Source organism: Rhodobacteraceae bacterium M385 (assembly GCA_025141835.1).
Lineage (GTDB): Bacteria > Pseudomonadota > Alphaproteobacteria > Rhodobacterales > Rhodobacteraceae > Gymnodinialimonas.
Genome location: CP081102.1, coordinates 290631 through 317080, shown reverse-complemented (window position 1 = coordinate 317080; position 26450 = coordinate 290631). Strand labels below are relative to the sequence as shown.

The window sequence follows — 26450 nt, the reverse complement described above, 5'->3', positions numbered from 1 at the left end:
TCCGGGGAGCGCGAGGGGCTGGCCCCTCGCTCCCGTCCCCTCGTCCACCTCACACGAAGTTAAGGTGCAACTCCGCCCGAAACAGGTCACTCTCCGGCACGCCAAACCCGGAGCTTTCCAATGCGCCCAATCCTCATCGCCGCCCTCGCCCTGTTCACAACACCCGCCATGGCCTGTGGCCCCGACACTGATTGTACCGTTCCGGGCGACCGCACCTATCGCTACTACATGCCCGACGGCCCAACCGAGCCAACCGGCGCGTTTTTTCACGCCCACGGCTACCGTGGCTCTGCCAACGGCGCGATGCGCAACGCCTCCCTGCGCGCCATGGCCGACCGCCTTGGCATGGCATTCATCGCCCTCAACGCCGACGCCGATGACTGGAACCTCGCCCACCGTCCGAGTGACCCGGCTCAATCCGAGGCCGCCGAGATGGACTACGTCACGGCCGTGATCGCTGATGTCTCTCGCCGCATCCCTCTCGACCAATCTCGCCTGATCTCCACCGGATTTAGCGCCGGGGGAATGATGACATGGACCCTTGCCTGCGAGATGTCTGAATCCTTCGCGGGCTTTGTCCCCTACGCAGGCACCTTCTGGTCGCCAACGCCCGCCGATTGCCCCTCTCCCGCGACCACGATCGTCCACATCCACGGCGACGCAGACACCACCGTGCCGCAGGAAGGCCGCGCCATTGGCGGAACCGCCCAAGGCAACATCTGGGAGGTGCTGGACATGTACGGCACCGCGGGCGGCTACGGCCGCCCGGCCGCAATGCAGGCGCCCGATGGGATGCGGTGCCTTGGTGGTGAAAATGCCAGCAACGACGCCTTGGTCTTTTGCGAATTCGGCGGCGGGCATTCCTATTCTACGGCCCGCGTCGAATGGGCCATTGAATGGATTCTCTCTCGGCTCTAGACGTGGATCGACCATGAAAGGACCCTGCCCATGACCCGAACCGTCTATGTAAACGGCCAGTATTTGCCCGAAGCCGAAGCCACTGTCTCGATCTTTGACCGTGGGTTCCTGTTTGCAGACGGCGTCTATGAGGTCACCAGCGTCCTGGACGGCAAACTGATCGACTTTGACGGCCATGCCAAACGTCTTCAGCGGTCCTTGGATGAGCTGGAAATGGCCAACCCCACGACGGAAGAAGAGCTGCTGGAAATCCACCGTGAATTGGTGCGCCTCAACGATATCGACGAGGGGCTGATTTACCTTCAGGTCACCCGTGGCGCTGCCGACCGTGATTTCGCCTACCCCGAAGACGCCACCCCCACCATTGTGCTGTTCACCCAGAACAAACCCGGCCTTGCCGATAACCCGATGGCAAAGACGGGCATGAAGATCATCTCGATCGAAGATCAACGTTGGGGCCGCCGGGATATCAAAACCGTGCAACTCCTTTACCCCTCCATGGGCAAGATGGCCGCCAAGGCTGCCGGCGCCCATGACGCTTGGATGGTCGAAGATGGGGTCGTGACCGAGGGCACCTCGAACAACGCCTATATCGTGAAAGGCAACACGATCATCACCCGCCATCTGGGCCATGAAATCCTTTCCGGCATCACCCGCACCGCCGTGCTGCGCATGGCAAAAGAAGCCCAGATGAAGGTGGAAGAACGCCCCTTCACCATGGATGAGGCCAAGCAAGCGGACGAGGCATTTGTGACCTCTGCCACCACTTTCGTCATGCCCGTCATCGAGATTGATGGAGAGACCATCGGCACCGGCACCCCCGGCAATATCACGGCCCGTCTGCGCGAAATTTACATCGACGAGATGCGCAAAGCGGCGGTCTGATTTCCCCACGGGCGCCTGACGAATCAAGCGCCCGTGCCCCATTCCCGCCCCAAGAACCTGTCCTTTTCGACAGTGGCGCTCGGCTCGTTAACCTTTTATTAACCTTTTACGGTCGCGGCGCCCTGAGTACTGGCAGTCGCTACCCTAGGCAGGGCGTTGTGTACGTTGGCGACCTGCCTGTTTCCGCTCGTTCAGCGACGTTCCCAAAGCCTTATCGCACCGCCTTAGGAGTGGACCCACCTTAGTCGTTTAACGAGTATCCTTTGGGGGTGTGGTACCGTATGTGGCTTACCTTCTGCGCGCCGGTGGGGGCGTGCAGAAGTTTCAGGGGCTCTTTCTGGCGTTTGCCTTGCCGCTTCCCTGTCAGCCTTTGCTTTGTCTTCGCTATTTCGCTTTCAAACTGTCGTCGTAGGCGACCAGTTCTACCGTGTTCCCCTCCGGGTCTTCGGTGAAGATACCGCGCCATCCAACCCAGCCGAAATGCTCGACCCGGTAGGGTTGCCCCAAGATGCTGTACCATTCCATCACGGCATCTTGCTCGGCGTAGGATACGGTTAACGCGATGTGATGCAGGGATGACTTGGCCCCTGTCCGTGGCGCTTGGCTTTGGTCTTTGTCGTTATCAAACAGAGCCAATATCTGCGTATGCCCGCCAAACCCTTCGGCGATCTTGAAGAAAACGATGTTTGGCGCGGCGTTGCCCGTCATCCTTTCGAGTCCCAAGACGTCGCCATAGAACGCGGTCATCCGCGCAAGGTCATCGCAGCGAATGGCAATCTCCCCAAGGGCGCGGATGCGGAAGGGTGGTGTCATTGGGCCACGGTAAGCAGGACGGCGTGCGCAAGCAACAACGCGCCCGTTGCTAACCGAAGTCCCCATGGGCAAACCACCCGCCCGACTGGCCGCCCCCATGGGCGAAATACAACCACAGCCTTGCGCCATCTTGGGTTGTGACGCGCCAGTAATCCCGCACCCCGGTGCGCCACTGCCGTTCATCCAACCACCACTCCGGGGCGATTCTTTCTGGGCCTTGGGCGCTGTGGGTCGTGAAATCGCGCCCCCGCCAGCGAAACCCCGAGGGCACATCGGGCAACGCCGGGGCGGTAACAGGCTCGGGCGGGAACAGGGTGAGCGGGCGGGGCCGTGTGGGGGCGGGCCAGGTGCCGGGGGCCTCCGCCTCGGACCAGGCGGCGGCAAGGGGAACCGAGGTTTTCTCGGGGATATGGCTATCGGCGGGGCGGGCACGGCGGATCGCCTCCAACCCCACCCGTGCCCCAAGCCGAGCGATCTGGCCGGCCATGTCTTGATCCAGCGTCCGGGGGGCCGCGCTTTCTTGGGCCACAGCCCATCCGCCTTTATGCTCGGTCGCGTGCAGCGGTTCGGTCACATGGGCAATGACCCGCAAGCGGTCGATGCCAAAGCCTGCGTCCACGTCCCCCAGCTTCATCTCGAACAGGGGTTTCAGCTTGTCCGGCTGGTCCGCCACCCGCGCAAGGCCGATGTCGATGGTTTGGGTGTCCCCCTCCACCCGGCTGAGTTCCAACCGGACCCGCCGGGCGCCCCGCCCCTTGGCACGGAGCTTCTCGCACAGCGGCGGCAGAAGCCTGTCCAAGCCAGCGGCGATATCCGCCTCCAGGCCAATCGGTTCCGGCAAGCTTAAGCGCACCGCAAAATGCAAGGGCGCCCCGGCGGGCGAGATCGGTTCCGGCATCGTCCCAAGCGCCTGATCCAACCGCCTGATCAAGCCTTGCCCAAAACGGCGCGTCAGGCTGGCACGGGGCAATGTCAGCACATCGCCGATCCGCCGCAGACCCAACCGCGCAAGCCCCGCCGTGGTGGCGGCATCCACCCGCAACGCGGCAATCGGCAGGGGGGCCAAGGCCTGCCGTGTGGCCCCCGGCTTGGCGATTCGATGCACCGGGCCGCCCGCCAGTTGCGTGGCAGGCGCAGGCCCGCCCTTCACCCAATGCCGCTTGCTGGCGCGCGACCGCGTGGCGCGGGCCTCTTGATCAATCGCGTCACCGTTGCGCCCCTGCACAACGCCATGGCCGCCTGCGTATCGCGCCAAGGCCCAAGCCGCCCCCGCCGTATCGGCGATCCCCGCGCAAACGCTCAGGCCCAAATCCGCGCAATCCTCCTGCACTTGGCGGAACAACGGCTCTTCCCCGCCGAACAGATGCGCGCAACCGGTTAGGTCCACCAAAAGGCTTTCGCGGCCCTCTTCTGATACCCAAGGGCTGAACTTCCCCGCCCACCGTCGCAGCGCCATCAACAGCGCCGCCTCACGCCCCAGATCCTCGGGGCGGGTTACCAGGTCGGGACACAGCACCATGGCCTCGCTCAGGGATTGCCCCCTTGCCAACCCTTGCTGCTCCGCCGCCACGCTGGTCGCGGCCAATTGCCTGAGGTTGCCCGTCTCGCTCACCGTGACCAGGGGCATTTCGGCAAGGCCCGGCTCCCCCCTCAGCACCCGCTCTACCCCCAAACGCGGGAACCATAGCGAGAGGATGCGCCGCCGGTTGGCAACGTTATGACGAGAGGGCGTGGACATGAGCGGCAGCAATTGTTCCTGATTTGTTCTCAAATTAGACCGGCGCTGTTTCGGAGTCGAGTCCCCGCTACAGCCCCGAGGACGCGCTTTTGCGCGGAGGAGGGCGCGCGGGCGACGGGCGTAGCCCGGCGCAATCCCTAGCCGCGCCGTAAACGCTCCAATAACCGCAAGGAGGCATAGCCATCCGGCGTCACGCCCACGGCTTCCTGATAGCTGCGCACCGCTGCAATGGTGATCGGCCCGACGATCCCGTCGATATCCTCGCCGTAATGCCCCGCCGCCAAAAGCAGGCGCTGCAACTCTTCCCTCTCGGCAAAGGTCAACGCCCGGTCGCCGCGGGGCCATCCGGCCTGAAACCCGCGCCCGCCCTCAATACGATCGCTGAGGTGGCCAATGGCGATCACATAGGCATCGGCCGGGTTATAACGTTCTATCACCCGGAAGTTGCTGAACACCACCAAGGCCACGCCCTCTGCCCCGCCGGGCAACAGGATCGACGCAGGCCCATGGTCGGGAATCGGGTCGCCGTTGATCTGGCGCACCCCAAGGTTGTTCCAGAACGCAGCGCCGATGCGCTCCTGCTCTCCGGCGAGGCGGTAGTCGAACCCGTCCGGCAGGCGCACTTCCATGCCCCAGGGCTGGCCGTAGACCCATCCGTGTTCCGCCAGATAATGCGCCGTAGAGGCCAGCGCGTCGACGGGGTTATCGCTCCAGATATTGCGGCGGCCATCACCGTCGAAATCCTGGGCGAACTCCAGATAGCTGGTCGGCATAAACTGCGTGTGCCCCATCGCCCCGGCCCATGACCCCGTCATGTTGCGGGCCTGCGTGTCGCCTGCCTCGATAATCTGCAACGCCGCGATCAACTGAGCCTCAAAGAAGTCCTGCCGCCGCCCGTCATAGGCGAGCGAGGCCATCGCCTCCACGATCCCTTCGCTGCCGCGGGTTGCCCCATAAGCGCTTTCCAGGCCCCAAACGGCGACCACAACTTCGGCCTCCACCTGAAACTGCTCCTCGATCCGCGACAGCGTCGTGCGCCATTCTGCCCGCGCCTCTTGCCCGTTGCGAATGCGAGTCGCAGAAACAGCCGAGTCCAGATATTCCCACAGGGTCCGAGAGAATTCGGCCTGATTGCGGTCCCTCTCCAACACCCGCGTGTTCAGCTGCAACCCATCGAAGGCTTGCTCGAACGTCGCCGCGCTGATGCCCGCCGCAAGTGCCCGTTCCCTGAACGCTTCAATCCACGCCCGAAACCCCGGATCATTGGCGCGGGTCGGGCGTTGCGCTGCTTCTTCCGCCTCGGCAGAGGCCCGAAGCACGGCGGCACGGGCGGCGAATTCAACCGGCACATCACCCCGTGCCACGGGCACCGGCGACGCCAATACCGCCAGTACGCTTTCGTCTTCAGGCGATCGGGTGCCAAGGGTTTGGGCGGTCTCCGTGTCGGCAAGGGCGGGCAGCACTTCGACGCTTACGCCGTCGGTCCCGCCGCGCGACGCTTCTTCAATCGCCTCTTCGGCGATGACCTCAATCAACACGCCTCTACGCTCCGGCGCGGCAACCTCTACCGCCGAAACCAGCTCCGACACGGGCCCCAAAATGGGCCCCAATACAGGCCGCGGCATGGGCAACGGCGAAATCGCCGGCGGCGCTGCCATTGCGGGCAACGTGAAGGCCAAGAAGGCAACAAAAGATGCGTATCTAAGAGCAAACATAGGCAAGGCTCGACTATCCACGACAGCGCAACAATATAGCGGCTTCACGGCAAACTTACAGGAAAACCGCGAACAATGCAGGGGCGATGGGCGGCCTTTTGCCGGTCACCCTCGCCCCAATCAGGTTAACATACCGTTAGCGTCAGCTCTTTGTGCGGGTCCGAGCGGTCTTTTTGCGTAGTTTGGTCTTACCCCCCTTGGACGCGCCTACCTTACGCCGCGCGGGGGCCTTGCCCCGTCCCCGGCCACTACCCCGGCGCGTGCCTTTGGCGGGGGCTTTGCCGTCATGCTCAAGCAATTCCAGGATCAGCCCGCCAGTGACCGGCACGGCTTCGGCCAGCTTCACCAAGACCCGGTCGCCGATGGAAATCATCGTGCCTGTATCCGCGCCCATCAGGGTTTGCGCCTCGGCATCGTAGTGGAAATACTCATGCCCCAGCGATCGCATCGGCAACAAGCCATCCGCCCCGGTCTCGTCCAGCTTCACAAACACACCGAACTTGGCGATGCCGGAAATGCGCCCACCAAACTCGGCCCCCACACGGTCCGACAGATAGGCCGCAAGGTAGCGGTCCGAGGTGTCACGCTCTGCTACCATCGACCGTCGCTCGGTTCCCGAAATCAGCTTTGCGGTGTCTTCCAGACGCTCAATCTCATCGGGGGACAGCCCGTCCTTGCCCCAGCCGTGGGCGCTGACCAAAGCGCGGTGCACGATCAAATCCGCATAGCGCCGGATCGGAGAGGTGAAATGCGCGTAGCTTTTCAGGGCGAGGCCAAAGTGACCGAAGTTTTCGGGATTGTAATAGGCCTGCTGCATCGACCGCAGGGTCGAGATCGAGATCAGCTCGGACGTATCCTCGCCCGCCGCGCGCAACAGATCATTCAGGTGCCGCGTTTGCAGAACCTGCCCCTTGGCGAGCGTCAGCCCGGCGCTGTCGGCCACCTCGCGCAGGGCTTCCAGCTTCTCGGGCGAGGGTTCTTCGTGGACCCGGAACAGCAAAGGCGTGCGCTTGGCGATCAGGGTTTCAGCGGCGGCGACATTGGCCAGAACCATGAACTCCTCGATCAGCTTGTGGGCGTCGAGGCGGTCCTTGAAGGCCACGGAGGAGACCTTGCCATTGTCGTCCAATTCAATCCGCCGCTCCGGCAGATCCAATTCCAGCGGTTGCCGCTTGGCACGGGCGATTTTCAGCGCGTCATAGGCTGCGAAGAGAGGGCGGATAACGCCCTGAACGAGGGGCTCGGCCCGCGCCGAAGGCGTGCCGTCCTGGGCGGCCTGCGCCTCTTCGTAACTGAGCGACGCATGGGATTTCATCAGGCCCCGGTGGAACGTATGGCCGATCTTTTGGCCCTTGGCGTCGATCACCATCCGCACGGCAATCACCGCCCTCGGCACCCCTTCGTGGAGCGAGCAAAGATCCCCCGACAGGCGATCGGGCAGCATCGGCACCACGCGGTCCGGGAAATAGGTGGAATTGCCGCGCTTGCGGGCCTCGCGGTCCAGCGCCGAATCCGGCGTGACGTAATGGGCCACATCGGCAATCGCGACCCAGATGACATGGCCACCCTTGTTCTTGGGATCGTCATCGGCCTGGGCGTAGCAGGCATCATCGTGATCGCGCGCATCGGCGGGGTCGATGGTGATCAGCGGCAATTCACGCAAGTCTTCGCGGCCTTTCAGCCCGGCAGGTTTCGCGGCATCGGCCTGCGCGATCACGGCGTCGGGGAAGCTGTCGGGGATACCATGCTCATGGATCGCGATAAGCGACACCGCGCGGGCTTCGCCGGGGTCGCCCACGCGCATGGTGATCCGCGCCCGAGGTGCCCCCATCCGCGCCTTTGGCCCGGCAAGTTCGCCTTCGACCAACTCTCCATCCTTGGCGCCGTGGGTGTCACCGCCCCGAACCTGCCACTCCTTATCGGACCCCTTGGAGATCGGAGAAATAACGCCCCCCTCATCGCGTTTGCGGAAGATGCCGAGGATCTTGCGGGGGTTGGTGCCGATCTTGCGGATCAATCGGGCGGTGTAGTGATGGTCGTCGCCTTCGGCTTCAAACAGTTTCGCCAGAATGCGGTCGCCCTGGCCCACGGCAGGGTCTGCGGTACGGGGTTTGTAGAGCACACGCGGCTCCACCCCTTCACCATGCCATTCCAGAGGGCGCGCAAAGAGGTCGCCGTTATCGTCGGGGGCTTGCACGGAGAGGATCGTGACGGGAGGCAGTTTTTCCGGGTCACGATAGGTACGCCCGGTTTTTTCCAGATGCCCCTCGGCCTGGAGTTCCTTGAGAATCCGTTTCAGGTCAATCCGAGCTGCCCCCTTGATGCCAAAGGCTTTGGCAATGTCACGCTTGGAGCGTTTGCCGGGGTTGTCGGTGATCCATTTCAGGATTTGGTCTTTGGAGGGGATGTTGCTCATGCGGACTCAGGTAGCACGAGCATGGGGGGGCGTCATGGGCCTAAATCAAGCGACGGTGGGGAGGGCCGCGTTGGATTGAGTTGTACGGGCCAAGATGAAGGAGGAGCGGAGCGCGGAATTGGCGCGGTTGGTGCGGGGGAGAGCGGGCGCCCTGCGCGGGGGGCACAGGGCGGTGGCACTAGTCGGCGAAGTAATCGGTGAGGACACGGGAGTAGACCCGTTTGAGGACCTCGATATCGCGGATGCGGACGCGTTCATCCACCTGGTGCATTCGGTGGCCGACGAGGCCAAACTCGACCACGGGGCAGTGGTTCTTCACGAAGCGAGCGTCCGAGGTCCCGCCGGTGGTGGAGAGGGTCGGGGTGCGGCCGGTTTCGGCCTCTACCGCTTTGCCCACGAGAGTGGAGAGGTCACCGGGAGGGGTGAGGAAGGATTCGCCGCTGAGCTTGGTGGTCATGGTGATCTGGGTGCCGGTCTCCTCGGCGACGCGGTCGGCTTCGGCGCGGAGCCATTCGGTCAGGCTGGCGCCGGTATGGGTGTCGTTAAAGCGCAGGTTCACGGTCATTTTGGTGCGGGCGGGGATCACGTTGTTGGCGGGGTTGCCGGTGTCGATGGTGGTGATCGCGCAGGTGGTGGGATCAAAATGGTCGGTACCCTCATCCAGCACATGGGTCGAGAGGCGGTGGCCCAGAAGCGCCACGGCGGGCAGAGGGTTGATGACTTTGTGCAAGTAGGCAGAGTGGCCTTGCTTGCCAATCACTTCGAAGAACGCTGTCAGGGCACCACGGCGGCCGATTTTCATCATGTCGCCCATTTCCGCGGGGCAAGTCGGTTCGCCCACGATACACACGTCGATGCGTTCGCCGACCTCCTCCATCCAATCCAGAAGGGCGATGGTGCCGTCGGTAGATTCACCTTCCTCATCGCCGGTGATCGCCAAAACGATCGCGCCGTCGGGGGGTGTTTCGCGCACGAAATCAATCGCGGCGGCAGCGAAAGCGGCGACGCCAGACTTCATGTCGGTGGCACCTCGTCCGTACATCCATTCTCCGTCCACCTCTGCGCCGAAGGGGGGGAAGCTCCACGCGGCTTCATCGCCGACGGGAACCACATCGGTATGGCCGTTGAAGCCAAACGCCTTACCGTTGCCCCGTGTGCCCCAGCGGGCATAGAGGTTGGCGATGCCGTTGCGATCGACCCGGGTGCAGGTGAAACCCGCCTCGGACAACAGCCGTTCCAGCAGGACGAGAGCGCCGCCTTCCAGCGGCGTCACAGAGTTGCAGCGGATCAGATCCGCCGTCAGTGCGACAGGATCAACGGGGGCCAATGCGGCAGCTTGTGACATGGAAACCTCGGGATACAGGATGTTGTGTCGCCATCCTATCGGCGTGGCCAAAGGACCACAATGCGGCGGGATGATGGCTTAAGTACGCAGTTTCTTGGAGCAATTCGCCGAGCGCGTGTTAACCTTTTGGCAATAAATAATACGCCGAGGCAGGCAGCGGACGCCAAAAATGAGCGCCGCATCGAGCAGTGTAACGAGTAATCAGCATATGGATCGCTGGGGCATGGCCCCGGTCGCAACCGCTGTGCGTGTGATGTGCAATGCCCGACCTCGGCCCGAATGGGTAACGGCAGACCATGGCGACGGGCGACGAACTACCGATCAATGAAAACGCCTCGGCGTTCCAGATGGCTACAACGATTTTTGGCCCCGGAACGACGGTGAACAGCGCGGTTTATACGGGCTGGAGCCAATCTTCAGGCATTTATACGGACGGTGACAGTGTCGCCCCCGGCGTCACGCCCTCGGATACAGGCGTGATCCTGTCCACGGGCCGCGCCAGCGATATAACGCAGTCGGGTGGCGACCCTAACCGATCCGGCAGCACGTCGACCAACACGTTCTGGGGCCGTGACAACGATTCGGACTTCAACGCAGCTGCGGGCACCAACACCTACGATGCAAGCTTTCTAGAGGTGAACTTCACCCCTACGACCGATTTCGTGACCATGCAGTTCACCTTCGCGTCGGAAGAATACCCGGAATACACCGGCTCGATCTACAACGACATCGTGGGCGTTTGGGTCAACGGCAACCTCGTCACATCCCCGATTGTAAACGTGACGCAGATCAACTCGGTCAACAGCCAGGCCAACGCTACGTTGTTCAACGACAACACCAACGACGACTACAACACCGAGATGGACGGCTTCACGGTGACCCTGACGCTGGTGATGCCTGTCAACAATGGCCAACCCAACGACATCAAAATCGGTATCGCCGATGTCGGAGACAGCTCTTACGACTCGAGCGTGTTGATCGCGGCCAACTCGATCCAAGGGGAATTCATTGCCGGCGCCGACTCGGTGACCCATTACGAAGGGGTCACCACCGTATTGGACGTGTTGGCCAATGACCCCACGTCCGGCGGCATCGCTTTCGTGACGCACATCAACGGGGTCGAGGTTGATCCCGGGGACAGCGTGACCCTTGCTGATGGCACCGTGGTTACCCTGACCCTGACCGGTGACCTAGAGATCGACCCGCCAGCCAGCCAAATTGGCCTGACGGCGAACGAGACAATCAACTTCACCTATACTGCCGATGATGGCACGGGCATTACGGATACCGCCTTTGTCACTGTCACGGCGATCCCCTGCTTTGTGCGCGGCACCATGATCCTGACCCAAGACGGCGAGAAGGCTGTTGAGGATCTTGAGGCAGGGGACTTAATCGAGACCCGCGACAATGGCCTGCAACCGATCCGCTGGATTGGATCGCGGACCGTCGCGGCAGAGGGGCGCTTTGCCCCGGTGGCGATTGAAGCGGGCACCTTTGGGATGCATCGCCGCCTTGTGGTGTCGCCGCAGCATCGGATCATGCTGACCCATTGGATGGCCGAACTGATGTTTGGCGAGGATGAGGTTCTGGTCGCTGCAAAAGATCTGGTCAACGATTGCTCGGTCCGGGTACTGACGGGCGGAGAGGTGGACTATTTCCACCTGCTGTTTGACCAACACCAGATTGTTTTCTCGGAAGGGCTGGCGACGGAAAGCTTCCTGCCCGGTCCCACAGTCCTGAACGATCTGGATGCCGAGGTTCAGGATGAGGTTCTGTCCCTATTCCCCGAGATTGACCCCGAAACCATGGACGGCTACGGCCCCGCCGCCCGCCTGCCCCTTCGCGGTTTTGAAGCCCGCGCGATGCTGGCGTAGGGCGGGGATTAGGATGACGTGGCAAGCCATATGGAGCAATCGGCGCGCGCATCGGTCCCCGCCGACAGCGTGCCACACACCCCTGCGGGCGATGACCCTTTGGCTAGAGTTGATTGGCCCACGCAGACCCGCGCCCCGTCGGGGCCGCGGGGTGGCCCGCGATATTCCCTTGCGACTGTGGCAGGGCGCGTCTGAGGGCCATGATGCGATTTCCATCTATCTGATGCCCGATGGGGCGGTGCGTTTGCTGCACGGCGAGATTGACCTTTGCACAGCCCCCGCCACCCTGCGCGCCGGAGAGACCTTGGGCCTGCGTTATATCGCCTGCTCTGAAGGGCGGTCCGATGTGTTGGAGGTCACGAATTACGACCAAGACACCGTGCAATCCCAGCGCTCGGGCTTGCAGAAGCAAGCAACTTTGGCCGATGCGTTGCCAAGGGCAGAAGGGTTTCTTTCAGTCGCCCATGTGGCTGCCGTCGCCTCTAGCGCTGTGACGGCGGCAGATTTGCCGGGCGTGGAAAGCGGTGCCTTGGTGTCCACGATCGAAGGCCCCCGCCCGATTGATGCCCTGCGCCCCGGCGACGCGTTGCTGGACGCAGATGGCACGCCCCACCCTCTGCGCTGGATCGAGGCGCGTCCGCGCCTATGCCTTGGGCGCACCGCCCCCATTTGCCTGCGTGCGCCCTACTTCGGCTTGGTCCGGGATCTGTTGGTGACGCCGCAAACCCGCCTGCTTCAGACCGGGCCGGTTGTGGATTATCTGTGCGGGACAGAAGCCGTTCTGGCCAATGCCGCCGATATGGCCACGGGCCGCGCCGTGGTTCGGGACCGATCCAAGCCGATGCGGATTTTCTATCATATGATGCTGGATGATCCGGCCTGCATACGGGTCGAGAACTCTCCGATTGAAACGGCGCATCTGGGCGATGTCATGGCATCGGGCGACCAGCAGATCAGTCAATCGGCCTGCCCTATCGATGCGGACACCACACCGTCCCTGCCGCTTCTGGATCGCGCCGCGGCCCGCGCCCTGGTTTCCGCCCACGCCCGAGCGGCCTAGGAGGTGCGCCGCATAGGGCTCAGGCGTTTGCCGGGTCGGGACCGTCGCCGAAAAACGGTGTCATCTGAACCACGACGACAGAGTTTTCCGTCCGCGCCCGTTCCATCAATTCCCGTTCTTCATCGTTGATCTCATCGCCTTGCGCTTCGCGCTCTGCCAAGGAGCCGTAGCCCGTCACGTCTAACGGCGCGAGGTCGGCTTGCTTGAGTACGGCTACTGTTTCACGGACGGCTTCCGCCTCATCCACGCCGGATGCAAAGCACAAAAGCCCCGCGCCGGTCGCTTTCTTGGGCAAGCCGTCGTTTTCCTTACGGCCAACTTCCACAAGCAAGGTGAACACCTGGTGGATGGCTTTTGGCTTTTTCGGTTTCTTTTGATCGTTCTCTGACATGGGGGCGAAGTGCGGAGAAAAGCGGCTCCTGTCAAGTCTGCCAATGGGGCGCGTGCTGCGTTTTCAGCTAACGCCCACGCAGTATCCGCAGGGCGGCACCCAGCATGCAGGCAGCGACGCCCCCCCAACCACGCCTAATTAGCTTGGGGGGCCAGCCCCCCAAACCCCCGGGAGTTGTAAGGCCAAGATGAAGGGAGGCCGAAGCGCGATGCCGAGGGGGAATTAGTCCCGCAGGAGTTCGTTGATCGAGGTTTTGGAGCGGGTCTTTTCATCCACGCGTTTTACGATCACGGCGCAGTAGAGGTTCACGCCGTTTTTCGACGGCATGGTGCCTGCGACAACCACGGAGCCCGAGGGAACTTCGCCGTACATCACTTCGCCGGTTTCACGGTCCACAATCTTGGTGGACTGGCCGATGAAAACGCCCATGCCGAGGACAGAGCCTTCGCGCACGATGCAGCCTTCGACGACCTCGGAGCGCGCGCCGATGAAGCAATTGTCTTCGATGATTGTGGGGCCGGCCTGCATGGGTTCGAGCACGCCGCCGATACCGACGCCCCCCGACAGGTGGACGTTCTTGCCGATTTGCGCACAGGAGCCGACGGTGGCCCAGGTATCGACCATCGTGCCCGTGTCCACATAGGCACCGAGGTTCACGAACGACGGCATCAGCACCACGCCGGGCGCGATATAGGCGGATTTACGGACAACGCAATTCGGCACGGCACGGAAGCCGGCTTGGGTCCAGTCGCCTTCGTCCCAGTTGGCCCATTTGCTATCGACTTTATCCCACCAGCTGCCGCCTTGGGCGGAGCCGGACTGCATTTCCATATCTTTCAGACGGAAGCCCAGAAGAACGGCCTTTTTTGCCCATTGGTTTACATGCCAGTCGCCGCTGTCTTGTTTCTCGGCCACGCGCAGGGTGCCGCCGTCCAGCGCGGCAAGCGTGCTTTCGATGGCGTCACGGGTTTCGCCTGTGGTGGCGGGCGTGATCGTGTCACGGACCTCCCAGGCGGCTTCGATGGCGGTTTCGAGTTGGGCGTTGGACGCGGTGCCGGACATTGGGACACTCCTTATGTGCAGGTTTGCAGCGCTATAGCCGCGTAGGCAGTGCCTGTCCATGTGCGCCGGATGGACGAAGCTTGACGAAAGGTCAGTTTGATTTGCAAGCTGACCCCATCACAAAAGAAATGAGTTTCCTTCATGACCCTAAAGCTTACCGCTATTGGCACCGCTCTCGCTGCCCTGTCAGTTTCCGCCTGTGTTATCGTAGATCCGCTGCCTGTCACCGGGCCAAGCGTCAATGGCGTTCCAACCGTCGCCCCTTCCGTGACCCTTGCCAGCCAACTTGGGGGGCGCGCGTTTGTGAACATTCGCACGGGCGAAACTCTGAACTTGTGGAGCGATGGCTCCTACACTGTCGGGCTTCGGAACGGAGGGCAGGCCTATGGCACATGGCGCGCGCCGATCGACACAGCGACCATGTGCTTTACCGGCCCGGTCGCGGCCTATGCCCGAGGCGCCTGCATTCCGATCCGCTATGACGGTGATTACCTGTCACTTTTCGACGCGTCGCAACGGCAGGAAATGGAAGCCTACGCCGTTCAATGAGGTGAGTAGCTTCGTGACCGCAACTTCAAGGATGATTGCCCGATGAAATTTGTAAAACTCTGCGCTGCGGCTCTTTTGGCCTTGTCCCTTTCTGCCTGTGTCGTCCTCGACACTGTGCCGCCTGAAGCCATCGGCCCCGGACCATTCCTTACCGGCGGCGGCTCTGGCGGCTCCACCGCACCTACGCGCCCAACGGGGCCGGGGCCGGGCGGCGCGTCCTTGCAGCAATTCCTTTCCGGTCAGCAAATCACCCGCTACCAGGAGTCCCATAGGTTGCTGCCAGGTGGTCGGGTAGCGGGGCGCTTCTACAGTGGACCTGGCGATTACTACGACGTGAACGGAACATGGTCCGCACGCGGCAATGTCTTTTGCATCGGTGTCGAAGTGTCGGAACCCTTCTGCGGCAACGCGGTGATCAATGGAAACCAGCTGCTGCACTACATCAACGGGCCGACAAGCCCTGACGTCTGGGTAATCGAATAAAAGCGACCCTGCCCTCGGGCCGATGCCATGGCCCGCTGGCAGAACCTGTGCGCCCGGTCAGGTCGCAGGCCAATGGGGGGGCGCGTTGAAGCGCTCCTCCAGATCGCGGTTGAAGTCTTCTAGGCTGATGCTGGTATCAAGGGGCTTGTCCAGCCGCTCGATCGTGATGGTGACGTGCCGCCGCCCTTTCCTGATCCCCAGAAAGCTCCAAAACCGATCATAGATAGGCTTGTCGTATTTGCTGAGCCCTTGGATGCGCAGGATCGCCACCGGGCAATCGGGCACGGCGCGAAGGGTGTCGTAGGCACCACTAAAGTGCGGCTGGATGATTTCGCGGGGCTGGCGCTTGGCCTGACCACCGGGAAACAGCAGCACGAACTTGCCGCGGTTGATCGTGTTGATCAGCTTGTCACGCGCCCAGACTTTCCGCGCGGCGCGACGTGGCGCGGGCCAGCTTTTCGGAGAGGACAGCGGAATGCACCCCGAAGGCATCAAGACGAAGAACTGCGCCGGGTGGTAATATTCGTTGTAATGCACAGCCGGAAGAACCCGCCGTGTCGGATACAGGACCGAGGCCACCATCGGCCCATCCAGCCGGGTGACATGGGTGGCAAGGATCAACCCATGGGACATCGTCTGCAACAGGTGTTTGTTCGAGCAGGAAACGTTGTAGAACAGGCCGAAATATGTCCGCAAACATATGAAGAAAAAGTGCCGGATCACGCGCCCGACGGTCGCATCCAATAGCCGTAGAAATGCTGTCATCAAACCATCCAGATGCCAGATCGCGTCGCCCAAGGTTAAAGGCTCGCCCCTGCCTCTCAACTACGGGAAACCATAGCTGGCGCAAAGCGATGGTTTCTGCAGGCGTCCTCTCTTCAGGTCCGCGATTGTGATTCAGCTTGGGCGACTTCTGCCATAGAGTACCGCAAACAGGACTTTTCGGGACACCCCAACATGACAAACGAACGCCACCCCCTCCGCGATGCCCATCAAGATCGCGCAGACACCCAGAAACTACCGGACACACCGCAGGCGCAATCGCCCGCCTATCGGTTGGCCTTCGCCGATGAGGATTTTCTGTGCCGCGATGAACTGCGTCCCGTGCGCCTGCAATTGGAACTGCTGAAGCCAGAGCTTGGCCTTGACGCCCACGGGATCAAATCCACAATCGTTCTGTTTGGCGGCGCCCGCATTCCCCGCCCCGCAGACCGCGAAGGTGCCCGCAGTGACACCCTGCGCGACATGTCAAAATACTATGAAGAAGCGCAAGAGTTTGCTCGTGTGATTACCGAACGCTCCTTAGCCAGCGATTGCACCGAGAACGTCGTGGTGACCGGTGGCGGCCCCGGTGTGATGGAGGCCGGCAACCGTGGCGCGATGGAGGCAGGCGGCAAGTCCATCGGGCTCAACATCGTGCTGCCCCACGAACAAGAGCCCAACCACTACGTCACGCCGGAACTGTGCTTCAACTTCCACTACTTCGCGATCCGCAAGATGCACTTCCTGATGCGGGCCAAGGCGATTGCCGTCTTCCCCGGCGGTTTCGGCACCATGGATGAAACATTCGAGGCGCTGACCCTGATCCAGACGGGCCGGATGGAGCAAGTCCCGGTCCTGCTGTTCGGAGAAGACTTCTGGCGCGAGATCATCAACTGGGACGCACTGGTCCGGGCGGGCACGATTTCGGCCGATGACCTGAACCTGTTCCGCTTTGTGGAAACCGCCCAAGACGCGCTGGACGTGATCGACGGCTGGACGCTGTCGGGCAAACGCGGAGAGATCCCGGGCCGTTAATCCGGCAGGGTATATTCCACCAAGGTCGTGTTCAGCACGGCCAGAAAGTTGTCGTCACTGACCATGGTGGCGACAAGCTGCCCTTGCCCATCGCGCCAAACGCTCAGCCCTTCCAGATTGCCATGGCGTCCGGTGGGGCTGTGTAACAGAACCTCCCCCCCTGACAGCCCGCGCGCGGCAACGTCAAAGCGCGTCAGCCGGGACGAAAGGCCGAACGGCACCACTACGCGGCGCTCTAGCAGGTAAAGACGCCCCCGGTCGTCGAAATCGAGGGCCACGGGGGACCAACCCGATGATCGCGGCAATTCGGCAAAAAGGCTCCACCTGCCCCGGTCGAGCCGTAGCAGGGGAATGGGACCTTGGCCGGGCATCGCCTCGGGCAGGGTATAAAGCCGCCCCTGCGCATCGGCGGCAACGCCTTCAAACGCGCCATTGCGGGGCAAGGCGGCCACGCCGGGCACTTCGGGGAAAGCACGGGTTTGCGCCCCGTCGCGACCATGCACGGCAAGGCGGGCGTAACCCTGCCCTTCGAACGAGATCACAACCTCACCACTTGGCAAGATCGCCAAACCTTCGCTGTCGCGCTGCGCAGTGCTGAGGTGAACACCTTCGTCCCACGTGATCCGTGCGCCGCAGCACGCGGTCACATCGGTGATCGCCCCGGCGTCGCGCGTCAGGGACAGATCGAACAACGTCCCCCTGTCGGAAAGCACCAATGCGGTGGCGCCTTCCTCTGCCATCTCAATAGCGGATAGCCCCCCAAATCGGGACGCCTCTGCCGTCGCTTCAAGATGCACCTCACCCCGAAACTCCGCCTGCGCGGAGACCGGAGACAGGTGCAAGAACGCAGCAAAGGCGGCGATCAGAACCCGCTGAGAATTGCAGCGCATTGGTTTGGCATGTTCCCAAGGGCCACACGCATCCCCGAGGGCGGGCTGGCGGGGGGCGGGTCATTGTTAGGCGGGCCGGGAGGCGGCGGGTTCCTGATACGCTCGGCCCGGTCATAGGCCTCCTGGCAGCCATCGCCTTGGGGCAAGGCCTGGTTCTGGCAGTTGCGGTCCCCGTCAGGGCACTGAAGGCGCACATGGAAATGGTAGTGATGCCCGGTGGCAGGGCGGATGTGCGACAGCCAGCTACGGTCACCGGTAACGTTCTCGCACAGCCAAACCTTTACGCCCGTGGTCACGAAAATACGCGCAACGCGGGGGTCGGTGGCGGCAAGGCGCAACACCTCGGCGTGATCCGCCGTCCAGTTGCCATTCACCGATGCGCCGCGTTCCGCCCGAACCGAGATAGAGGACAGGTTTTCCCGCTCCTCCCTCGTCAGGGTCAGATCCGTCGCCGGTAGCATCCAGAAATCCGCGTCGATACCGCTTTGATGGCTGGCGTGGCCTGTTAGCATCGGCCCGCCACGCGGTTGCGCCATATCGCCTACATAGAGCCCCTCCCACGCCGTATTGCGTGCGACATTGGCGGTCAGGGTTTCGATATAATCAATCAGCTCGGAATGGCCCCAGTTACGGTTCCGCGACAGACGCATGGACTGCCACGTCGGGCCCGATTCAGGCAGTTGCTGGCCCCCAGCAAGACAGCCATTGGAGTAAAACCCGATCGACTCGCTGGCCCCGCCCGAACCGCTGGTTTCGGCGCCAAAATACTGCCGCGCCTCACTGCGCGACTGGGTCGCGTCCAGTTGCACCGAAGGACCACCTGCGCCGCAGGCGGCCAAGAACATCAGCGCGAAGGGGAAGATGCGTTTCATAGCGAAATCTCCTCAATTCAATTTCGGCCTTCTGGATCCACAAAATACAGCAGGATCAGACCAATCGTGAACAAAACAACCAGCGGCACAACCCCGACCTGCTGGCTTCCCGACATTTGCGTGACAAAACCGATCGACAAAGGCGCGATGAAAGAGGTCGCCTTACCGGCCAGCGCATAAAGACCAAACGCCTCGGTCATGCGATCCGGGTAGGCTTGACGCACCAGCATCGTCCGCGACGATGACTGCAACGCGCCCCCGCAAGCGCCGATGAAAGCGCCAAGGATGTAGAAGGCGATATCGGGCAGCGCGGATCCTTCGGCCACCGGCACGCCCAGAACGCTTTCGCGGCTAATGAAAACCACGGCCAACGCGACAAAGCTGAGGAGCAGGACGTTGACCACAATCACCGGTTTCGGCCCAAAGCGCCCGTCCGCCCGCCCGCCGAGCCACGAAAAGAACGCCCCCGTCAGAATGGCGAGGATACCGAAAATACCAACGTCCACGACGCTCCACCCCAACACGCCCGAGGCATAGATACCGCCAAACACATACATCCCGTTCAGCGCGTCGCGGTAGAACATGGACGAGACCAGGTAAGCCAGCAGGGGCTTCTCGGACGGCAAGCGGCGCAGGGTCTTTATCAGCGCAGGCATCGCCCCGCGCAGGGCTTGCCCCATCGGCACCGCACCGGGAAGCGGCGTGTCACGCACCCACATAAAGAAGGGGATCATGCCAATGGCAAACCAGATTGCGGTCAAAGGGCCAACGGCCCGCGTGCCTTCCCTTGCCTCGGCATCAAGGCCCAGGATCGGCTCGATCCCCAGCAGGGTTGTCCCCGTCTCGGCGCTTTCGGCAAAGAAAAACAGCATCAGGACAAGGGCCACCAGCCCGCCGACATAGCCCCAAGCAAAGCCCGAGCCCGATATCCGCCCGATGTCTTCCTTTAGGCCAAGGCTGGGTAGCATCGCATTGGTGAAGATCGTCGCGAACTCCATCCCGATCAGGCCAATCGCGAAGAAGATCAGCGTGACTAACAGGTTGAAATCCCCCGGCGCGGCCCACCACAAGCCATAAGCGCCGACGAAATACATCACGGAAAACAGCCAGATAAACGGCATCCGCCGCCCCGAAAGGTCGGCCATCGCGCCAAGGAAAGGCGCGGAAATCGCGATCAGGAAGCCAGCCATGCCGACGCCATAACCCCAAGCCGTCTGCGCCTGCGTGCCGTCGCCCAGAAGCTCGTTCACATAGGGGCCGAAAATGAAGGTCAGCAGCAACGTGTTATACGGCTGACTTGCCCAGTCAAACGCCCACCACCCCACAATACGTTTGCGCAGGCCGGAGGCAGTTTCAGAGGAGGGAGCGGTCATATTCATGCCTCGCACTGTCCTGTGCCGGGCAGCGTTTGTCCATCGCCAAGCGTGTGCCTAGAACTCTGGCGGCCAGATCCGTGTCTTGTCCGCCTCAGCCCAAGCGGTGGCCCATGGCGGAAGCGGGCGGCTTTCGCCCTCGATGCCCAACGCCTTGGCCACATCATCCACCGGTGCCAACCGTCCCTTGGCCGTCACACCGGTGCGCAGCAACGCGTGGTTACAACAGGTATCGCCGCGCCACATCGCTTGTTCCAGATAGAAAAACCTCTCATCCCATCCCAGAAACCGCGTCCGCATCTCGAATTTCTGAAGCGGCGTGATCCGTGACCGATAGCGCACGGTAGAGCCCGCAACCACAAGGCCCCACTTCTGCTCTTTCAAGACATCCATCAGCCCGATGCGGATCGACAAAGCAAACCGCCCCAGATCAAAAAGGGTCAGGATACGGCCGTTGTTCATCTCCATAAACCCATCAATATCAACGGGTAAGCAGGTCATCGACATCTTATGCGTGTCGTAAATCCCGATCGAGGGAAGACGGCTTTCGCGCAGCATAATGCTGCCAAGTCTGAGGAATGGATACATGCCCGTTCCTTCGCGCTAACCGCTGCCAAGCGCAAGGGCATCGCTACGTCAAAACCCGTGCCGCGCCGCATCGCCGCTTGCAGCCAAAGACCCGCACCCCTATTTGGCAAGCAACCAACACGAACGCGGAACCTTTGCCCATGACCTCTTTGTTTCAGATCCTGCTGCTTTTGATCGGCGTCGTGAAATTCATCGTGATCGCCCATATCATCATGTCTTGGCTGATTAACTTCGGCGTATTGAACATGCACCAACCCATCGTGGCGCAGATTTGGGACGGGCTGAACCGCCTGCTGCAACCGATCTACGACCCGATCCGGCGCTTCCTGCCGAACATGGGCGGGCTTGATCTTGCGCCTCTGGTGGTGATCCTCGGGCTCTATGCGCTAGAGATCATTCTGCGCAATAACGTAGCCTTCTTCCTGTAGACCGGGCCTCGGCCCGGGCACCCGGCGCGCCTTGGCGGGTATATCAATGGTAGATCAATTCAGATGCGCCGCCGCAAAGGCCGCTTCTGATCCCCAGACATCCAGCACCCGCTGATCGCGCCCGCAGGCGGCGCGATACAGCTCATACGCCACCGACTTCCGGCGCGGACCAAAACGCGTCAGAACCAAGGCTTCCGAGCGGTAGTAATCCTGATGGTAATCCTCCGCCGCGTAGAACGGCGCGGCGTCAAGGATCGGGGTCACGATGCTTTGGCCCAGACTGCCCTCGGCCTCCATGACCGCGCCACGGGCGATATCCCGCTCCTGCGCGTTATCTACGAAAATCGCGGTCGTATAACTGTGGCCCCGGTCGCAGAACTGCCCGCCCGCGTCCAGCGGATCAATGGAGCGTAGGAACAACCGCAACAGCCCCGCATAGGGCAACACATCGGCGTCATAGGTGATCTGCGCGACCTCCAGATGGCCCGTGCCGCCGCTCACCACTTCACGATACGACGGGTTCGCCACGCTGCCGCCCGAGAAACCGGACACAACCTCGATCACGCCGTTCACACCCTCAAAATCGCTTTCGACACACCAAAAGCACCCTCCCGCCACAACCGTGGTGCGGATATCTTCGGCATGGGCGCGACCGCCGTGCAAAACCGCCCCCGCAAGGATCGCAAGGGCCAAGGCGACGGGCTTGATGCTATCGTGGATTGGGCTTCTGGGCATGGGAACCTCCGTTTCTTATCCAAGGCTCCTCAAAGTGCTCTTGCATTGCAAGCCCGAGGGGTGTGATCTCACGCGGAAATGAACGGAGGTGTCTATGCGTATCGCCATGTGGTCCGGCCCGCGAAACCTATCAACGGCGATGCTTTACGCCTTTGGCAATCGGGCTGATTGCGTTGCAGTGGATGAACCCTTCTACGCCGCCTATTTGGCGCAATCGGGCGTGGAACATCCGATGCAGGACGCCATCCTCTCCAGCCAACCCACCGACCCTGCCGAGGTGGTTAAGGCCCTCTCAACCCCGGCCAAGCCGGTGCAATACCTCAAGGTCATGGCCCACCACATGCTGCCCGCGTTCCCGCTGGATTGGGCCGAGGACTGCGCCAACGTCCACCTTCTGCGTCACCCGGCCCGAGTGATCGCCAGCTACGCCGTCAAAAACGACGTCGCCATCACGCTGGACGATATCGGCTTTGCTCAGGCAGAACGCATCCACGCGGCCCTTCCCGGCCCCATCGTCGACAGTGCCGATATCCGTACCAACCCCGAGGCCATGCTGCGCACGCTATGCGCCGCCATCAACCTGCCCTTCGACCCCGCCATGCTTTCCTGGTCCAAAGGCCCCAAATCCTACGACGGTGCCTGGGCCCCCCATTGGTACGACGCCGTCCATAAATCCACGGGCTTCGCGGCAGCAGAGGGTCCATTACCCGAGGTCGCACCACGTCACCAAGACCTGCTGGCAGAGGCGCTGCCGATCTATGACTCTATGTATGCGCGCCGCCTGCGGCCATGACACTCACAGAAATCCTGCTTGCCACAGGCTTCATCGCTGGGGCTTTGCTGATCGCTTGGGGCTACACCTTGACCGACCGAGGGCGAAGCGCGCCCCGCGACATCGAAAAAGCGAACCGCCGGTCACGCTGGTGGATGCGCAAAGCCGTACTTGCACAGCACTGGCCGCTTTTGGTGCTGATCGTCGGATACACTTTGGCGTTCGGCGTGATTGCAGCGCAATTCTAGCCGGGTAGACTTCATTAAAACGTCACTTGCAGCGACCCTTCGGCTCTGCAAAATTGGGACATGGAACATACCCCCTTTCCCTCTTGGCAAGACGTCGCAAGCGACCTCGTTGCCGTCGCCGCTGGCCGTGCTGCCGCTGATCTGGTCCTTCGCGACACCCGTGTCGTTCTCGTCCAAACCCGTGAGGTCATGGACGGTTGGCAAGTCGCCATTAAGCACGGGCGCTTCGCCTATGTCGGTCCCGACGCCAGCCATTGCATCGGCGAGGACACGACAGTGGAGGAGCTGTCTGGCCGCTACCTGATCCCCGGCCTCTGTGACGGACACATGCACATCGAATCAGGGATGCTGACCCCGGCTGAATTCTCCCGTGCCGTCATTCCCCACGGCACCACGTCGATGTTCACCGACCCCCATGAAATCGCCAACGTCTTCGGCCTGCGTGGTGTGCGCCTGATGCATGACGAAGCGCTGATGCAGCCGATTAACGTGTTCACTCAGATGCCCTCCTGTGCGCCTTCCGCGCCGGGGTTGGAGACCACCGGGTTTGAGATCGGCCCAGATGATGTCACCGCGGCCATGCAATGGCCCGGCATCGTTGGACTGGGCGAGATGATGAACTTCCCCGGCGTCATCAACGGCTCGCAACAAATGCTGGCAGAGATCGCCGCCACCCAAGCGGCGGGCAAGACCGTGGGCGGGCATTATGCCTCTCCTGATCTCGGCCCCGCCTTCCACGCCTATGTCGCCGGCGGCCCAGCCGATGAACATGAGGGCACCTGTGAAAAAGACGCCGTGGCCCGGATGCGCCAGGGGATGCGGTCGATGATCCGCCTTGGCTCGGCCTGGTATGATATTGAGTCCCAAATCACCGCCATCACCGAGCGCGGCCTTGATCCGCGCAACATGATCATCTGCACCGACGATTGCTTTGCCAAAACGCTGGTGGAAGACGGCCACATGAACCGTGCCGTGCGGCACGCGATCGACTGTGGTTGTGACCCGCTGATCGCGCTGCAAATGGCGACGATCAACACCGCCACCCACTTCGGCCTAGAGCGCGAGATCGGCCAGATCGCGCCGGGCCGCCGTGCCGATATGATCGTGACCAGTGATCTGAACACCCTACCCATCGACGCCGTTTATGGGCGCGGTGTGAAAGTGGCCGAGGGCGGCACATGCCTTGCCGATTGCCCGCATCTCGACTGGCCCGAAGATACGCGCCAATCGGTCAACCTTGGCAAAACCCTGACGGCGGTGGACTTTGAAATCCGCGCAGACGGCGACCAAGTCACCGCCAACGTCATTGGGGTGGTCGAAAACCAAGCCCCCACCAAGGCGCTGCAACTGGACCTTCCCGTGCGCAAAGGCATCGTCGAGCCTGCCCAATCTGAAAAAGGCGGCGTCGCCCAAATCTCGCTTGTGGAGCGCCACCGGGCCACGGGCCAAGTCACCAACGCCTTTGTCAGCGGTTTCGGTTACGGGCCCGGAATGGCGATGGCCTCTACCGTGGCGCACGATAGTCACCATATGATTGTTGTCGGCACCGACCGCGAGATGATGGCGAAAGCCGCCATGCGCCTGGGTGAGGTCGGCGGCGGCGTTACCCTATGGCAGGACGGTGAAGAAAAGGCGCTGGTGGAATTGCCCATTGCGGGCCTGATGTCCGACCGCCCCGCCGCCGAGGTGGCGGCCAATGTCACCGAGCTTGTCGATGCCATGACGGCCGCAGGCTGCACTTTGAACAACGCCTATATGCAGCACTCCCTTCTGGCCCTTGTAGTGATCCCTGAACTGCGGATTTCCGACCTTGGCCTTGTGGACGTGCGCACCTTCCAACTTACCGATGTCATCGTAAAGTGACGCCGGCCTGATTTATGATCGAGACCTTATGACAACCCACCCTCCGCTCCATATTGAAACCCCTGACCATGGGGAGCCTCAGGCCTACGCCGATGCCGCCGCAGCCGTGGCGCAGGTGCAGGCGCTGTATAATGAAGCCACGCGCTTTCTGTGTGACCACTTTACCGAGACGCTTAGTAAGGGCGCGACTGAGGGCACGCGGTTTCGGGCCTATTACCCCGAGATCCGCCTGCGCACGACATCCTTTGCCGCCGTCGATAGCCGCCTGTCCTTTGGCCATGTGTCCGAGCCCGGCACCTATGCCACGACAATCACCCGCCCCGATCTGTTCGAGAATTACCTGACCCAACAGATTGACCTGCTGCTGAAGAACCATGGCGTCAGCATCTATGTCGGCCCATCCATGACGCCGATGCCTGTCCACTTTGCCGTGGCGCAAGATACTTCGATCACCGTGCCGCAAGAAGGGGCGGGCAACTTCGTTCTGCGCGATGTCTTTGATGTGCCCGATCTGGCCACGACCAACGACGATATCGTCAACGGGTTCGGCTTCACCTTTGAAGACGGCGCTTGGCCATTGGCGCCCTTCACGGCGCAGCGCATCGACTATTCCCTTGCGCGGTTGGCCCATTACACCGCCACCGACCCCAGCCACTTCCAGAACCACGTTCTGTTCACCAACTACCAGTTCTACGTGGACGAGTTCGAGGCCTACGCCCGTGCGCAGCTGGATGACCCCGACAGCGGCTACACCAGCTTTGTCGCCACCGGGAACACGATCATCACCGACGCGAAAACACCCATCGCACAGCCCGCGAAGATGCCGCAGATGCCGACCTATCATCTGGTGCGCGAAGACGGCTCGGGGATTACCTTGGTCAACATTGGCGTCGGCCCGTCGAACGCGAAAACGGCGACGGACCACATCGCGGTGCTGCGCCCCCATGCGTGGCTGATGGTGGGCCATTGCGCGGGCCTTCGCAATTCCCAGAGCTTGGGGGATTTCGTGCTCGCCCATGCATATCTGCGCGAAGATAAAGTGCTGGATGATGATCTGCCGATCTGGGTGCCTGTCCCGGCCCTTGCCGAAATTCAGGTGGCGCTGGAAACCGCAGTGGCTGACGTGACCGCGCTGGAAGGGTTCGAGCTGAAGCGCATCATGCGCACCGGCACGGTCGCCAGCTTTGACAACCGCAACTGGGAACTGCGCGATCAATCGGGTCCAGTGCAGCGCCTGTCGCAATCGCGCGCCGTCGCCTTGGATATGGAAAGCGCCACGATTGCAGCCAATGGCTTCCGCTTCCGCGTCCCCTACGGCACGCTTTTGTGTGTGTCCGACAAGCCCCTGCACGGAGAGCTGAAGCTGCCCGGCATGGCCTCGGACTTCTACAAAGACCAAGTCGCCCGGCATTTGCAGATCGGAATTCGCGCCATGGAACACCTGCGAGACATGCCTTTGGCGCGTCTTCACAGCCGGAAATTACGCTCTTTTCAGGAGACGGCGTTCCTCTGACCAAAGAAAAACGCCCTTTAGGCCATGTTTTTCAACAAAACATGGCTTTGGTCCGTTGTGTGGCCCCACAAAATACGGTTAGTTTCGCGCCAACCGGCCCTAGGGCTCGGGGGATAGACAGC

General features: G+C 62.0%; 25 protein-coding genes. 12 read left to right on the top strand and 13 right to left on the bottom strand.

What is annotated here, in order from left to right; genetic code table 11:
- The first annotated feature begins 120 nt into the window (after positions 1–120).
- Positions 121–918, top strand: a complete 798-nt coding sequence (locus tag K3728_01510) for a dienelactone hydrolase family protein (GenBank protein ID UWQ95950.1) — start codon at positions 121–123, stop codon at positions 916–918.
- 30 nt (positions 919–948) lie between these two features.
- The gene (locus K3728_01505; protein UWQ95949.1) at positions 949–1803 is read left to right on the top strand and encodes a D-amino-acid transaminase; all 855 of its coding nucleotides are present in this window, start codon (positions 949–951) and stop codon (positions 1801–1803) included.
- A gap of 384 nt (positions 1804–2187) precedes the next feature.
- On the opposite strand, the gene K3728_01500 is transcribed toward K3728_01505, so the two are convergent.
- The 5 genes from K3728_01500 to dapE all read right to left on the bottom strand — a co-directional run bounded on the left by K3728_01500 (position 2188) and on the right by dapE (position 9830).
- Positions 2188–2616 carry a VOC family protein gene (locus tag K3728_01500; GenBank protein ID UWQ95948.1) on the bottom strand — a complete coding sequence of 143 codons (429 nt, stop codon included), beginning with the start codon at positions 2614–2616 and terminating at the stop codon, positions 2188–2190.
- Positions 2617–2665: 49 nt separating this feature from the next.
- Positions 2666–4354, bottom strand: coding sequence for a DNA polymerase Y family protein (locus tag K3728_01495; protein ID UWQ95947.1), 1689 nt, complete (start codon positions 4352–4354; stop codon positions 2666–2668).
- A gap of 137 nt (positions 4355–4491) precedes the next feature.
- Positions 4492–6069 (bottom strand): lytic murein transglycosylase, encoded by a 1578-nt coding sequence (locus K3728_01490; protein UWQ95946.1) that lies wholly within the window; start codon positions 6067–6069, stop codon positions 4492–4494.
- 142 nt (positions 6070–6211) lie between these two features.
- On the bottom strand, positions 6212–8485 hold the full coding sequence (rnr, locus tag K3728_01485; protein ID UWQ95945.1) for a ribonuclease R: 2274 nt from the start codon (positions 8483–8485) through the stop codon (positions 6212–6214).
- Between the two features lie 178 nt (positions 8486–8663).
- Positions 8664–9830, bottom strand: a complete 1167-nt coding sequence (dapE, locus tag K3728_01480; GenBank protein UWQ95944.1) for a succinyl-diaminopimelate desuccinylase — start codon at positions 9828–9830, stop codon at positions 8664–8666.
- Positions 9831–10126: 296 nt separating this feature from the next.
- On the opposite strand from dapE, the gene K3728_01475 reads away from it, so the two are divergent.
- On the top strand, positions 10127–11704 hold the full coding sequence (locus K3728_01475) for a choice-of-anchor L domain-containing protein (GenBank protein ID UWQ95943.1): 1578 nt from the start codon (positions 10127–10129) through the stop codon (positions 11702–11704).
- A gap of 91 nt (positions 11705–11795) precedes the next feature.
- Positions 11796–12764, top strand: a complete 969-nt coding sequence (locus K3728_01470) for a Hint domain-containing protein (protein UWQ95942.1) — start codon at positions 11796–11798, stop codon at positions 12762–12764.
- Between the two features lie 19 nt (positions 12765–12783).
- On the opposite strand, the gene K3728_01465 is transcribed toward K3728_01470, so the two are convergent.
- Together K3728_01465 and dapD are read right to left on the bottom strand one after the other, a co-directional pair.
- Positions 12784–13155 (bottom strand): hypothetical protein, encoded by a 372-nt coding sequence (locus K3728_01465; GenBank protein UWQ95941.1) that lies wholly within the window; start codon positions 13153–13155, stop codon positions 12784–12786.
- A gap of 222 nt (positions 13156–13377) precedes the next feature.
- The gene (gene dapD, locus K3728_01460; protein UWQ95940.1) at positions 13378–14217 is read right to left on the bottom strand and encodes a 2,3,4,5-tetrahydropyridine-2,6-dicarboxylate N-succinyltransferase; all 840 of its coding nucleotides are present in this window, start codon (positions 14215–14217) and stop codon (positions 13378–13380) included.
- A 141-nt stretch (positions 14218–14358) separates the two neighbouring features.
- Between dapD and K3728_01455 the strand changes: the two genes are divergently transcribed.
- Both K3728_01455 and K3728_01450 read left to right on the top strand, forming a co-directional pair.
- On the top strand, positions 14359–14766 hold the full coding sequence (locus K3728_01455; protein UWQ95939.1) for a hypothetical protein: 408 nt from the start codon (positions 14359–14361) through the stop codon (positions 14764–14766).
- 42 nt (positions 14767–14808) lie between these two features.
- Positions 14809–15249 (top strand): hypothetical protein, encoded by a 441-nt coding sequence (locus K3728_01450; GenBank protein UWQ95938.1) that lies wholly within the window; start codon positions 14809–14811, stop codon positions 15247–15249.
- A gap of 57 nt (positions 15250–15306) precedes the next feature.
- On the opposite strand, the gene K3728_01445 is transcribed toward K3728_01450, so the two are convergent.
- Positions 15307–16014, bottom strand: coding sequence for a 1-acyl-sn-glycerol-3-phosphate acyltransferase (locus K3728_01445; GenBank protein ID UWQ95937.1), 708 nt, complete (start codon positions 16012–16014; stop codon positions 15307–15309).
- Positions 16015–16206: 192 nt separating this feature from the next.
- Between K3728_01445 and K3728_01440 the strand changes: the two genes are divergently transcribed.
- Entirely contained in the window at positions 16207–17046 is an 840-nt protein-coding gene (locus K3728_01440) for a TIGR00730 family Rossman fold protein (protein UWQ95936.1), read from the top strand.
- On the opposite strand, the gene K3728_01435 is transcribed toward K3728_01440, so the two are convergent.
- Genes K3728_01435 through K3728_01420 form a run of 4 tightly spaced genes read right to left on the bottom strand, consistent with a single transcriptional unit; the run spans position 17043 to position 20769 of the window.
- Entirely contained in the window at positions 17043–17936 is an 894-nt protein-coding gene (locus tag K3728_01435) for an esterase-like activity of phytase family protein (GenBank protein UWQ95935.1), read from the bottom strand. The two genes, K3728_01440 and K3728_01435, sit on opposite strands and share 4 nt — an antisense overlap.
- Positions 17909–18808, bottom strand: coding sequence for a penicillin-insensitive murein endopeptidase (gene mepA, locus K3728_01430; GenBank protein UWQ95934.1), 900 nt, complete (start codon positions 18806–18808; stop codon positions 17909–17911). The genes K3728_01435 and mepA overlap by 28 nt, the downstream gene beginning before the upstream one ends.
- Positions 18809–18825: 17 nt before the next feature.
- A complete protein-coding gene (locus K3728_01425) occupies positions 18826–20187 on the bottom strand; it encodes an MFS transporter (GenBank protein ID UWQ95933.1) in 1362 nt (453 codons plus the stop codon).
- A 51-nt stretch (positions 20188–20238) separates the two neighbouring features.
- Positions 20239–20769 carry an acyl-CoA thioesterase gene (locus K3728_01420; GenBank protein UWQ95932.1) on the bottom strand — a complete coding sequence of 177 codons (531 nt, stop codon included), beginning with the start codon at positions 20767–20769 and terminating at the stop codon, positions 20239–20241.
- A 140-nt stretch (positions 20770–20909) separates the two neighbouring features.
- Here K3728_01420 and K3728_01415 point away from each other — a divergent pair, with 140 nt between their 5' ends.
- The gene (locus K3728_01415) at positions 20910–21197 is read left to right on the top strand and encodes a YggT family protein (GenBank protein ID UWQ95931.1); all 288 of its coding nucleotides are present in this window, start codon (positions 20910–20912) and stop codon (positions 21195–21197) included.
- A gap of 54 nt (positions 21198–21251) precedes the next feature.
- Here K3728_01415 and msrA read toward each other — a convergent pair whose 3' ends face one another.
- A complete protein-coding gene (msrA, locus tag K3728_01410; protein ID UWQ95930.1) occupies positions 21252–21932 on the bottom strand; it encodes a peptide-methionine (S)-S-oxide reductase MsrA in 681 nt (226 codons plus the stop codon).
- 94 nt (positions 21933–22026) lie between these two features.
- Between msrA and K3728_01405 the strand changes: the two genes are divergently transcribed.
- Genes K3728_01405 through K3728_01390 form a run of 4 tightly spaced genes read left to right on the top strand, consistent with a single transcriptional unit; the run spans position 22027 to position 26328 of the window.
- Entirely contained in the window at positions 22027–22725 is a 699-nt protein-coding gene (locus K3728_01405) for an HAD family hydrolase (protein UWQ95929.1), read from the top strand.
- A complete protein-coding gene (locus K3728_01400; GenBank protein UWQ95928.1) occupies positions 22722–22952 on the top strand; it encodes a hypothetical protein in 231 nt (76 codons plus the stop codon). Before K3728_01405 ends, K3728_01400 begins: the two co-directional genes overlap by 4 nt.
- A 60-nt stretch (positions 22953–23012) precedes the next feature.
- Positions 23013–24815 carry an adenine deaminase gene (locus K3728_01395; protein UWQ95927.1) on the top strand — a complete coding sequence of 601 codons (1803 nt, stop codon included), beginning with the start codon at positions 23013–23015 and terminating at the stop codon, positions 24813–24815.
- Positions 24816–24843: 28 nt separating this feature from the next.
- A complete protein-coding gene (locus K3728_01390; protein ID UWQ95926.1) occupies positions 24844–26328 on the top strand; it encodes an AMP nucleosidase in 1485 nt (494 codons plus the stop codon).
- Positions 26329–26450 lie beyond the last annotated feature (122 nt).